The organism is Rhodococcus sp. 7Tela_A2 (assembly GCF_049311045.1).
Classification (GTDB): domain Bacteria; phylum Actinomycetota; class Actinomycetes; order Mycobacteriales; family Mycobacteriaceae; genus Rhodococcus.
Genome location: NZ_JAXION010000131.1, coordinates 1 through 11,073 on the forward strand (window position 1 = coordinate 1; position 11,073 = coordinate 11,073).

Here is an 11,073-nt window from a genome sequence, read left to right on the forward strand (position 1 = left end):
CCCGGTGGCTCAAGGCTGTCGGCGACGAAGTGGCCGCCGACGAACCCCTCCTCGAGGTCTCCACCGACAAGGTCGACACCGAGATCCCGTCGCCCGTCGCCGGTATCCTCACCGAGATCACCGCGCAGGAGGACGACACCGTCGAGGTCGGCGGACAGCTCGCCGTCATCGGCACCGAGGCCCCCGCCGAGAAGGAGAAGCCGGCGGAAGAGCCGGCCGCCGCGCCTGCCTCCACGCCTCCGTCCGAGGAAGCGGCACCCGAGCCGTCCGAGTCGGAGCCGTCCGAGCCCGAGCAGTCCGCTCCGGCTGCTTCCGGTGGCAGCGGCGAAGGCACCCCGGTCACCATGCCCGCACTGGGCGAGTCCGTCACCGAAGGCACCGTCACCCGGTGGCTCAAGGCTGTCGGCGACGAAGTGGCCGCCGACGAACCCCTCCTCGAGGTCTCCACCGACAAGGTCGACACCGAGATCCCGTCCCCCGTCGCCGGTATCCTCACCGAGATCACCGCACAGGAGGACGACACCGTCGAGGTCGGCGGACAGCTCGCCGTCATCGGCACCGAAGCCCCCGCCGAGAAGCCCGCCGAACCCGAGGCGAAGCCTGCGCCCAAGCAGGAGGCTCCCAAGCAGGAGGCTCCCAAGCAGGAGGCTCCCAAGGCCGCCGAGAAGCCTGCCGAGAGCAAGCCCGCGCCGGCCGCTCCGAAGGCCGAGCAGGCCGCGTCGGCTCCGGCTCCGCAGGCTGTCGCGTCCTCGTCCGGCGACTCGTCGAACGGGTCCAGCCCGTACGTCACTCCCCTCGTGCGCAAGCTCGCCGCGGAGAACGATGTCGACCTGGCGACGGTCAAGGGCACCGGTGTCGGTGGCCGAATCCGCAAGCAGGACGTGCTGGCCGCCGCGGAGGCGAAGAAGGCTCCGGCCACCGAGGAGAAGGCTCCCGCGAAGTCCGCTCCGTCCGCACCGTCCGGTGCCGCACCGGGTGTGCGTCCCGAACTGGCCGATCTGCGCGGTACCACGCAGAAGGTCAACCGGATCCGTCAGATCACCGCGAAGAAGACTGTCGAGTCGCTGCAGACCACGGCGCAGCTCACGCAGACCTTCGAGGTCGACATGACCAAGATCGCCCAGCTGCGGGCCCAGGCGAAGAAGTCGTTCGCCGAGCGTGAGGGCGTGAACCTCACGTTCCTGCCGTTCTTCGCGAAGGCTGTCGTCGAGGCCCTGCGTGCGCACCCGAACGTCAACGCGTCGTTCGACGAGGGCAAGAAGGAGATCACGTACCACGCGGCGGAACACCTCGGCATCGCCGTGGACACCGAGCAGGGTCTGCTCTCCCCCGTGATCCACAACGCCGGCGACCTGTCGCTGGCAGGGCTCGCACGGGCCATCGCCGACCTCGCCAAGCGCACGCGCAGCGGCGGTCTCAAGCCCGACGAGCTGGCCGGTGGCACGTTCACGATCACCAACATCGGAAGCCAGGGCGCGTTGTTCGACACCCCGATCCTGGTGCCGCCGCAGGCCGCGATGCTCGGTACGGGCGCGATCGTCAAGCGCCCCGTGGTGGTGACCGACGAGACCGGCAACGAGTCGATCGGCGTCCGGTCGATGTGCTACCTGCCGCTCACCTACGATCACCGTCTCATCGACGGCGCCGATGCCGGCCGGTTCCTGACGACGATCAAGCATCGTCTCGAGGAAGCCGCGTTCGAGGCCGACCTCGGTCTGTGATCCTCGGTCTGTGATCGGCTGAAGATCACGTTCGTGCTCCACCGATAGCGGGGGCGCGGTCATCACGACGGCGCCCCCGTTTTTCGTCGTGCGGTGGCGGTACGGGCCGTTCCGCTTCGACCCGACCGGCGTAAAGTCCGGATACATGAGCAACCCCACCGCGTCCGCCCGTTCCGATACCGCGCCGGTCACCGTGGTGCATCTCGGGTCGATCGGGTACCTCGAGGCGTGGGAGCGGCAGCGGGAGATCCTCAACGCCCGCGCCGACGGCACCGGGTCCGACACCCTGCTGCTGCTCGAACACCCCGCGGTCTACACCGCGGGCCGGCGCACCGAGGACGGCGACCGTCCCACCGACGGCACCCCCGTCATCGATGTCGACCGGGGCGGAAAGATCACCTGGCACGGTCCCGGCCAGCTTGTCGGATATCCGATCATCAAACTCGCTGAGCCCATCGACGTCGTCGGGTACGTACGCCGGATCGAGCAGGCACTCATCACGGTGTGCACCGACCTGGGACTGACGTGTGGCCGCATCGAGGGACGCTCCGGGGTATGGCTGCCCGGGGGACTGCGCGACGGGCAGTGGGTGCCCGAGCGGAAGATCGCTGCGATCGGGATCCGCGTGCAGCGCGGCGTCACGATGCACGGCTTCTCGCTCAACTGCAATTCCACACTCGATGCGTTCGACTCGATCGTGCCGTGCGGAATCCGCGACGCCGGTGTCGCATCACTGACCGGGGAACTCGGCAGGGAGATCACGATCGACGACGTCACCCCGGCGGTGACCGAGGCCGTGCTCGATGCGCTCGACGGACGGATTCCCGTCACCACATCCGACATCGACCGGGTCACCTTCGAGGAAGCCGCCGCCGCGGCCGAAGGCTCCTCACGCGCCCCGGAATTCACCACTGTGCAGTTCTGACCGGCGGCGCTCCCCGACAGGGTCACGGTGTGAGCGCGGGCGTACGATCGAGGACGTGACTGTGGCCCCAGAAGGACGCAAACTGCTGCGGATCGAGACCCGAAACGCTCAGACGCCGATCGAACGTAAACCGAACTGGATCAAGACCCGGGCGAAGATGGGCCCGGAATACACCGAGCTCAAAGGCCTTGTACGACGCGAGGGCCTGCACACGGTCTGCGAAGAGGCCGGGTGCCCCAACATCTACGAATGCTGGGAAGACCGTGAGGCGACGTTCCTGATCGGTGGTGAACAGTGCACGCGGCGCTGCGACTTCTGCCAGATCGACACCGGCAAGCCCGCGGTACTCGACCGTGACGAACCGCGCCGTGTCGCCGAATCCGTTCAGGCGATGGGCCTTCGATACTCGACGATCACCGGCGTTGCCCGCGACGACCTCCCCGACGGCGGCGCGTGGCTGTACGCCGAGACCGTGCGGCAGATCCACGAACTCAACCCCGGCACCGGTGTCGAGAACCTCATCCCCGACTTCAACGGCAAGCCCGACCTCCTGCGCGAGGTGTTCGAGTCCCGTCCCGAGGTGCTCGCTCACAACGTCGAGACGGTGCCGCGGATCTTCAAGCGCATCCGCCCGGCTTTCCGCTACCAGCGGTCGCTCGACGTAATCACCGCGGCCCGCGAATTCGGTCTCGTCACCAAGTCGAACCTCATCCTCGGAATGGGCGAGACGCCCGAGGAGGTCACCCAGGCGCTGCACGACCTGCACGACGCCGGGTGCGACATCATCACCATCACGCAGTACCTGCGGCCGTCGCCGCGGCACCATCCCGTCGAGCGGTGGGTCAAGCCCGAAGAGTTCGTAGCGCACTCCGACACCGCCCGCTCCATCGGGTTCGCCGGCGTGATGGCCGGTCCGCTGGTGCGCTCGTCGTACCGCGCCGGCCGTCTCTACGCGCAGGCCATGGCCCATCACGGCCGCGAACTGCCCGCAGCACAGGCGCACCTCGCCGAGGAAGGCACCGCATCGCAAGAGGCGGGCGCAGTCCTCGCCCGATTCGGTAGCTGACGCTCCGGATCGGCGACGCTGTCCGGTCGGCCCCGGTGGTGGCGAATGCGCCACCACCGGGGCCGTATCCTTGTGGGTATGGCCAAGGGCAGTAGCAGCGACAAGGAAGCGAAGGCTGCGGCGAAAGCCGCACGGAAGCAGGCGTCGAAGGAGCGTCGCGGCCAGTTGTGGCAGGCGTTCCAGATTCAGCGCAAGGAAGACAAGCTTCTCCTTCCGTGGATGATCGGGACGCTCGTCGCATCGATCGTCGTGTTCTTCCTCATCGGTTTGATCTTCGGGATCCAGTGGTTCCTGTTGCCCATCGGAATTCTCGTGGGCGTGCTTCTCGCGTTCATCATCTTCGGGCGCCGCGTCCAGAAGTCGGTGTACACGAAGGCCGACGGACAGGCCGGCGCAGCAGCCTGGGCACTGGACAACCTTCAGGGCGCATGGCGCGTCACCCAGGCGGTCGCCGGGACGACGCAGCTCGACGCGGTCCATCGCGTCATCGGCCGCCCCGGCGTGATTCTCGTCGGTGAAGGCAACCCCGGCCGGGTCCGGGGCCTCATGGCTCAGGAGAAGAAGCGCGTCTCCCGCCTCGTCGGCGACACGCCGATCTACGAAGTGATCGTCGGAAACGACGAAGGACAGGTCAAGCTCTCGCAGCTCCAGAAGCACCTGTCGAAGCTTCCCCGCAACATCGACACCAAGCGCATGGACACCATCGAGGGTCGTCTCTCGGCGCTGAGCACCAAGAAGACCGGACCGGCCATGCCGAAGGGTCCGCTGCCCGCCGGCGCGAAGATGCGCAGCGTGCAGCGCACGATCCGTCGCCGCTGACCCCGCATTCCCTCCGTTCCACGCAAAGGCCGCCTCGATCCACTGATCGGGGCGGCTTTTCGGTGCGGTCAGGGACGTCTAGCGGGCGCGGACGATCGCGGTACCGGTCGCGCGGTCGTGCAGGCCGCGGCCGTCGACGTCGGTGACGGTCGCGGGGACGACGAACACGATCAGCATCTGGCGTGCGAGCGCCCGGACGATACCGACCCGGACGGGCGCGTCCACGCGAGCGACTCGCACGCCGGCGAGGAACTGGCCGGGGGTGAACGAGAACAGCGCGACGGTCACGACGCCGACGACGAACCAGATGATCAACGTGTATCCCGAGAGGCGGGAGCTTTCGAGCGGGTTCTCGCCGACCAGGCTCGCCGCGATCGCCATCGACAGGAACCAGTCGAGCGACAGTGCCAGCACGCGGCGCGCCGTCGACACGAGAGACCCGGATCCGTGCTGGGGAAGGCCGAGCAGTTCGCCGGAGTACGCCTGCTCTTCCTGCTGCCCCTTCGGGAGCGCCGCGGAAGGTCCGGAAAGCCAACTGCCCGTCATACGTGCCATACGTCCAGGATAGGCTGGTCGCTGCGGATCACCATGATCCCATGCACCGGCGGTGACCTCTACCACGTTTCTGCCCTGACAGCAGGGGCAATGCGAGCCGTAACACCGTCGAAACATAGGTTTGATGGGCGGGCAACACCAGGTCCATACCGTCTGATCCGACGCAGGCGCCCCAGCACCATGGCGCGCACCGACTGAAGGAGCACAAGCGTGGCGTTCACCACGGCCGAAGAGGTCATCAAGTACATCGCGGACGAAAACGTCGAGTACGTGGATATCCGCTTCACCGACCTGCCCGGCATCGAGCAGCACTTCTCGATCCCGGCGAAGGCGTTCAATCAGGACGTCTTCGAGGACGGCCTGGCCTTCGACGGCTCGTCCGTGCGTGGCTTCCAGTCCATCCACGAGTCGGACATGCTCCTGCTTCCGGACGTGACCACTGCGCGCATCGATCCCTTCCGTGCCGCCAAGACGCTCAACGTGAGCTTCTTCGTCCACGACCCCTTCACTCGCGAGTCGTACTCCCGCGACCCCCGCAACGTCGCGCGCAAGGCCGAGGAGTACTTGGTCAGCACCGGCATCGCCGACACCGCGTACTTCGGCGCCGAGGCCGAGTTCTACATCTTCGACTCCGTGTCCTACGACTCCAAGATGAACGGCTCGTTCTACGAGGTCGATTCCATCTCCGGCGCCTGGAACACCGGTGTGGACTACAACGCCGACGGCACCCCGAACCGTGGCTACAAGGTTCGCCCGAAGGGCGGCTACTTCCCCGTTGCGCCGTACGACCACTACGTGGACCTGCGCGACGAGATCTCCACCAACCTGCAGCTCGCGGGCTTCGAGCTCGAGCGCGCCCACCACGAGGTCGGCACCGGCGGACAGGCGGAGATCAACTACAAGTTCAACACGCTGCTCTCGGCTGCCGACGACCTGCAGCTGTTCAAGTACATCGTCAAGAACACCGCGTGGAAGAACGGCAAGACCGCCACCTTCATGCCGAAGCCCCTCTTCGGCGACAACGGCTCGGGCATGCACGTGCACCAGTCGCTGTGGAAGGACGGCAAGCCGCTGTTCCACGACGAGTCCGGCTACGCGGGTCTGTCCGACCTCGCCCGCTGGTACATCGGCGGCATCCTGCACCACGCGCCGTCGCTGCTCGCGTTCACCAACCCGACGATCAACTCGTACCACCGTCTGGTGCCGGGCTACGAGGCGCCGATCAACCTCGTCTACAGCCAGCGCAACCGTTCGGCCGCGGTCCGTATCCCGATCACGGGCAACAACCCGAAGGCCAAGCGCCTCGAGTTCCGCGCGCCCGACTCCTCGGGTAACCCGTACCTGAACTTCGCCGCGCAGATGATGGCCGGCCTGGACGGCATCAAGAAGAAGATCGAGCCGATGGCTCCGGTCGACAAGGATCTCTACGAGCTTCCGCCGGAGGAGGCCAAGAACATCCCGCAGGCTCCGACGTCGCTCAACGCGGTCATCGACCGCCTCGAGGCCGACCACGAGTACCTCACCGAGGGTGGCGTGTTCACCACCGATCTGATCGAGACCTGGATCTCGCTCAAGCGCGAGCAGGAAATCGCTCCGGTCAACCTGCGCCCGCACCCGTACGAGTTCCAGCTGTACTTCGACTGCTGAGTCTCGTGATGCGCTGACGGCCGAACACTCCCCTGGGAGCGTGTCGTCAGCAAGACTTCCGCGGTAGTTTCGAGAACTGGTCCGCTTGCCCCACGTCGGGCGAGCGGACCAGTTTCGTTATCCTGCAGTCTTTCTGATCGCGGCGATCGCGGCGAGGGGCCTGTGGTCGTTCCGGGTGCGTGTATGTGTCTCCACGGTCCGGAAGCCGGCCCTGTCCAACTCATGGCCGAGTTCGGCGGCAGGCCACCGATAGGCGGTTGTCACAGCATGTTCGAAGGCCTCGAGGGTTGGTCCCGTGAAGAAGCCCACCAAAAGCCCACCGCCCGGCCGGATTACGCGCGCAAATTCGGCGAGCGGAGTCCGGATGTCCCGCGGGCAATGGTGAATGAGCGAGAACCAGGACAGCACACCTCCCAGCGACTCCGCCGCAATGTCCAGTGCGTCCAAGGTGCCGACCCCGAACGAGAGATCCGGATAGTGCTCACGAGCGCGCTCGACGAATTCGGGAACGAGATCGACGCCGCTCACGGCCAGTCCGCGCCCGGCCATGAAATCCGTCCACTGACCCGGGCCGCATCCGGCGTCGAGCACGGGACCGGAGACAGTGTCGGCCCAGCTGCCGATCAGCGCCCGGTCCAACGGATGCGCCGACGCCGCGGAGCCGAAGAGATCCGCATACTCCTGGGATCTGGCCGAGTACGACTCGCGGACTGTGTCGACAGCGGGGACGCTCGCGTTCTCCATACCGCCATCATCGGTGATGGGTCGGTGTATCTGCTCGCTGTACGTACCGGACGAACCCCCGCATAGGCAAGTCTTGTAATCCTTTAGAGGATTGCCATATGGTGCTCACTCCACCAGGTGTGAGGGGACTCCCGATGACTCGCAAGCTGACTTTCGGCTATCTCTACGACTTCCGTAACCCTCCCGCGTGGGAGCGTCCGTGGGGTGACCTCTACGCCGAGACGCTCGACGTGATCACCTGGACGGAGAGCGTCGGCTTCACCGGCGCATGGGTTCCGGAGCATCACGGTGCCGACGACGGCTACCAACCTTCACCGCTGTTGACGCTCGCGGCCATCGCTGCGCGCACCACGACTCTTCGGCTCGGGTCGGCGGTCGCACTTGCGCCGCTCTACCACCCCGTCCGTTTCGCGGAGGACGCGGCGGTCCTCGACATCATTTCGGGTGGTCGCGTGGAGATGGCCCTCGGGCTCGGCTACCGGCGTCGTGAGTACGAGGCGCTCGGACTCGACTTCTCCACGCGTGGGCGGCGATTCGACGAGTTCCTGCACATCGTGCTCGCTTTGTGGGCGGGTGAGACCGTGAATTTCGAAGGCAGGCATTTCACCGCGAAGGACGCGAAGATCATGCCGCCACCGGTGGGTGGACGGATCCCGCTCTACATCGGGGGTTTCGCAGACAAGGCACTCGAACGGGTGGCGAAGTACGCCGACGGTTATTTCGGCAACGAAGAGTTCAGCGACCTCTACGCCGAGAAACTGCGGCAACGGGGAAAGGACCCCGCGGGCGGTGGAATCCGCATCCAGGGATTGTTCTTCGCGGTGGCGAACGACCCGGACAAGGCGATGGAGGAACTCGCGCCGCACTACCACTACATCAACAACAGCTACGGTGCCTGGCTCGATGAGGACAAGGCCATCGGCATGAGCGACCCGGTGCTCGAACCCATGAGTCTCGAACAGTTCAAGCGCAGCGGTATTCTGCAGATCGTCACACCCGACCGGGCGGTGGACAAGTTCAGGAAGATGCAGGACCGCATGCCCTTCGAGCACTTCATGATGATGATGCCCGCCGGACTGCCCGCCGAAAGGTTCATGGAATACGCGGAGTTGTTCGCGAACGAGGTGATCCCCGCGTTCCGGAGCGACACCGACAGGTGACCCCCCACACTCACTGCGTCGCGCGCCTCGACCCTGCTGCGGCGGGGTCACGGACCGCCGGCAGCACGGCGAGGATCCCGAGCGCGCCGGCAACTACGAAGGCGAGGACCGGTGATGCTCCCAGCAGCACTCCGAGCGCTACCGAACCGGCCGCCTGCCCGACAGCCAGGGCGATGAACAGCACGACAGTCCCCTCGGCGGCGAGATCCGGCACCACCCGCACCGCCCAGACGATGAGGACCCCACTCATCGCGGTGTAGCCCGCCCCGAACGCTGCCACCGAGACGTACGCGGCGGGTGGTATGCCGGGAGCCACCCCGAGAAGGACGGTCGCTGTCGCCATGACCGCGGTCGTGGCGACCCAGGCAACTCGCAGGCTCCAGGTCTGCACGATCTTCCCCGCGGCGGCGCCGAGTATCCCGAATGCCCCGAGGGCCATCCAGGCCGCGATGGACAAGGTCTCGTCGCCTGCTCCGGAATCGGCCATCACCGAGCGCCCGAAGGTCCAGATCGCGGCGCTCGACGCACCGGCCAGCGTCGCGCCCACGAGCGGACGGGCGAGGGCAGCCACGTCGTCGGCTTTCACCCGGGACGGACGAGCGGACCGACGGCGACGCGGCGTCGACCGGTCGGCGCGCAGAGTTGCGACCGTTGCGAGCCCGGCCGCGAGCGCGATGACCAGCCATCCGACACGCCAGTGCCCAGCGGTCAGGATCAGAAGGATGCCCGCGACGACGATTCCGGCGCCGGTGCCGGCGTTGACGACGGTCTGCGCGTTCTCTTGTCGCGCGGCGGCGACGTTGCGTTCGATGAGAGTGACGAGCCCCGGAGTCGCGAACCCGGCACCTGCCCCGGCGACGATCACGCCCAGCGCAAAGAGGCCGACGTGCGGTGCCAGCGCAACGCCTGCGGCTCCCACGGTTGCCGTCGATCCGGCGCAGACCACGACCAGGCGGGGGCGCGCACCGAGACGCGTGGCAGTCAGAGCCGCACAGCAATAGGAGAGGAAGCTTCCCGCCTGAACGGCTCCGGCGAGGGTGGAGCCCATCTGGAAGGTCTCGGTGAAGCGTGGGAGGAAGAGTCCGTAGCCGAAGCGCGCCAACCCGTAGGTCGCCGCGATCAGAGCCATGCCGCTGACCACGAGGGTTCGCATCGCACCTCCGACCGAGCCGGAACCAGAACGCTCGTTACAGTACTCCGAAACGGAGCCTCTGTCAGAACGAGCGTTACAGTGGGATGGTGTCCGTAGCCCAGCGATCCCCCGCACGCACCCGACTGCTCGACGCGGCCGAGAGCATGCTGTTCGACCGCGGCATCCGCGCCACGTCCGTGGACGAGTTGCTGCGACGCGCCGAAGTCTCGGCAGCGACGTTGTATGCGCAGTTCGGCAGCAAGGACGCACTCGTCGCCGAGGTATTGCGGCTTCGGCTGGCGGACTGGCAGGCCGTATGGGACCAGCACATCATCGCGGCCGACGACGACACGTCGCGGTTGCTGGCACTGTTCGACGCCCTTGCCGACTACCGCGACACACGCGGCGCTCCCGGGCGCTGGTGCGCCTTCCTGGCCACCGCCACCGAACTTCCCGACGCGACGGACGACATCCGCCGGATCCTTTCCGCGGACACCGAACTGCTCACCACCCGGCTTCTGCACTTCTCCAGTCCTCTGGCCGGGGCACGTGCCCAGGATCTCGCCGACGAGGTGCTCATGGCCTACAACGGCACCCTCGTAGCGTTCCTCCGCGGCCGGCCGGCGGCGCCGATCGAGACCGGACGCCGACTGGCCGCTGCGGCAGTCCGGGTCCACAGCCAGGGCTGACCGCGACCGCGCGGGCTGCTTGCGCGACGGATCGGCCGAAATCGCGACTCATTCCAGAAACGTGGGTCATAGTGGTCTGGTGCCCACCTCGAGGGAAGCAGCACAGCAGTTGCGCGCAGCAGGTCTCCGCGTAACGCGCCAGCGAGTCGCTGTCCTCGACGCCGCCGGTACACACCCGCACGCCGACGCCGAGACGATCTTCGACACGGTGCGCACCGCGCTTCCCGGCATTTCTCGCCAGACCGTCTACGACGTACTCCACGCGATGACGTCACGGGGGATGCTCCGGCGGATCGAGCCGTCGGGATCCCATGCGCGGTACGAGGCCCGCGTCGGCGACAACCATCACCATCTCGTCTGCCGGGCGTGCGGAGTCATTGCAGACGTGAACAGCGCGACCGGTGACACACCCTGTCTCACCGGGTACGACGACGGCGATTTCGCCGTTGACGAAACCGAGGTCGTCTTCTGGGGTCTGTGCCCCGGCTGCTCCTCATCGGCAGCTTCGCGACCACAGCCCTGAATCTGTCCGATCCACCCAGATCCGGAAGGAACCCGCAGTGTCCGAAAGCGAAAACCCGGCAGTCCCCTCCCCCAAGCCGCAGCCCCATCGCC

The 11,073-nt window shown here is 66.9% G+C and carries 11 protein-coding genes; 8 read left to right on the forward strand and 3 right to left on the reverse strand.

Annotation, left to right across the window (positions count from 1 at the left end):
* The 4 genes from sucB to TVH25_RS18660 all read left to right on the forward strand — a co-directional run.
* Nucleotides 1-1,721, forward strand: a 1,721-nt coding sequence (gene sucB / locus TVH25_RS18645; protein WP_422425157.1) for a 2-oxoglutarate dehydrogenase, E2 component, dihydrolipoamide succinyltransferase, incomplete at its 5' end; no start/stop codon positions are given.
* 145 nt (nucleotides 1,722-1,866) lie between these two features.
* A complete protein-coding gene (lipB, locus tag TVH25_RS18650; RefSeq protein ID WP_169651807.1) occupies nucleotides 1,867-2,646 on the forward strand; it encodes a lipoyl(octanoyl) transferase LipB in 780 nt (259 codons plus the stop codon).
* Between the two features lie 55 nt (nucleotides 2,647-2,701).
* Complete coding sequence (gene lipA / locus TVH25_RS18655; protein WP_422425158.1) at nucleotides 2,702-3,712, forward strand: lipoyl synthase; 1,011 nt, start codon at nucleotides 2,702-2,704, stop codon at nucleotides 3,710-3,712.
* A gap of 78 nt (nucleotides 3,713-3,790) precedes the next feature.
* Complete coding sequence (locus TVH25_RS18660) at nucleotides 3,791-4,531, forward strand: DUF4191 domain-containing protein (protein ID WP_169620218.1); 741 nt, start codon at nucleotides 3,791-3,793, stop codon at nucleotides 4,529-4,531.
* A 78-nt stretch (nucleotides 4,532-4,609) separates the two neighbouring features.
* Here the strand turns inward: TVH25_RS18660 and TVH25_RS18665 are convergent, their stop codons facing one another.
* Nucleotides 4,610-5,086, reverse strand: coding sequence for an RDD family protein (locus tag TVH25_RS18665; protein ID WP_422425160.1), 477 nt, complete (start codon nucleotides 5,084-5,086; stop codon nucleotides 4,610-4,612).
* A 210-nt stretch (nucleotides 5,087-5,296) separates the two neighbouring features.
* Between TVH25_RS18665 and glnA the strand changes: the two genes are divergently transcribed.
* Nucleotides 5,297-6,733 carry a type I glutamate--ammonia ligase gene (gene glnA, locus TVH25_RS18670; protein ID WP_169620220.1) on the forward strand — a complete coding sequence of 479 codons (1,437 nt, stop codon included), beginning with the start codon at nucleotides 5,297-5,299 and terminating at the stop codon, nucleotides 6,731-6,733.
* A 117-nt stretch (nucleotides 6,734-6,850) separates the two neighbouring features.
* On the opposite strand, the gene TVH25_RS18675 is transcribed toward glnA, so the two are convergent.
* Nucleotides 6,851-7,477 (reverse strand): class I SAM-dependent methyltransferase, encoded by a 627-nt coding sequence (locus TVH25_RS18675; RefSeq protein WP_422425162.1) that lies wholly within the window; start codon nucleotides 7,475-7,477, stop codon nucleotides 6,851-6,853.
* A gap of 134 nt (nucleotides 7,478-7,611) precedes the next feature.
* Here TVH25_RS18675 and TVH25_RS18680 point away from each other — a divergent pair, with 134 nt between their 5' ends.
* The gene (locus tag TVH25_RS18680; RefSeq protein ID WP_422425163.1) at nucleotides 7,612-8,637 is read left to right on the forward strand and encodes an LLM class flavin-dependent oxidoreductase; all 1,026 of its coding nucleotides are present in this window, start codon (nucleotides 7,612-7,614) and stop codon (nucleotides 8,635-8,637) included.
* A 10-nt stretch (nucleotides 8,638-8,647) separates the two neighbouring features.
* Here TVH25_RS18680 and TVH25_RS18685 read toward each other — a convergent pair whose 3' ends face one another.
* Nucleotides 8,648-9,790, reverse strand: coding sequence for an MFS transporter (locus TVH25_RS18685; protein WP_422425165.1), 1,143 nt, complete (start codon nucleotides 9,788-9,790; stop codon nucleotides 8,648-8,650).
* An 83-nt stretch (nucleotides 9,791-9,873) separates the two neighbouring features.
* On the opposite strand from TVH25_RS18685, the gene TVH25_RS18690 reads away from it, so the two are divergent.
* Together TVH25_RS18690 and TVH25_RS18695 are read left to right on the forward strand one after the other, a co-directional pair.
* Complete coding sequence (locus tag TVH25_RS18690; RefSeq protein WP_206036645.1) at nucleotides 9,874-10,458, forward strand: TetR/AcrR family transcriptional regulator; 585 nt, start codon at nucleotides 9,874-9,876, stop codon at nucleotides 10,456-10,458.
* Between the two features lie 79 nt (nucleotides 10,459-10,537).
* The gene (locus TVH25_RS18695) at nucleotides 10,538-10,981 is read left to right on the forward strand and encodes a transcriptional repressor (RefSeq protein WP_169620224.1); all 444 of its coding nucleotides are present in this window, start codon (nucleotides 10,538-10,540) and stop codon (nucleotides 10,979-10,981) included.
* Nucleotides 10,982-11,073 lie beyond the last annotated feature (92 nt).

What these genes read in the sequence shown, in the direction of transcription:
- lipB (WP_169651807.1), top strand. Translation starts at nt 1,867, where the DNA reads ATGAGCAACCCCACCGCGTCCGCCCGTTCCGATACCGCGCCGGTCACC.
- TVH25_RS18685 (WP_422425165.1), bottom strand. Translation starts at nt 9,790, where the DNA reads ATGCGAACCCTCGTGGTCAGCGGCATGGCTCTGATCGCGGCGACCTAC.
- TVH25_RS18690 (WP_206036645.1), top strand. Translation starts at nt 9,874, where the DNA reads ATGGTGTCCGTAGCCCAGCGATCCCCCGCACGCACCCGACTGCTCGAC.
- TVH25_RS18675 (WP_422425162.1), bottom strand. Translation starts at nt 7,477, where the DNA reads ATGGAGAACGCGAGCGTCCCCGCTGTCGACACAGTCCGCGAGTCGTAC.
- TVH25_RS18660 (WP_169620218.1), top strand. Translation starts at nt 3,791, where the DNA reads ATGGCCAAGGGCAGTAGCAGCGACAAGGAAGCGAAGGCTGCGGCGAAA.
- TVH25_RS18665 (WP_422425160.1), bottom strand. Translation starts at nt 5,086, where the DNA reads ATGGCACGTATGACGGGCAGTTGGCTTTCCGGACCTTCCGCGGCGCTC.
- TVH25_RS18680 (WP_422425163.1), top strand. Translation starts at nt 7,612, where the DNA reads ATGACTCGCAAGCTGACTTTCGGCTATCTCTACGACTTCCGTAACCCT.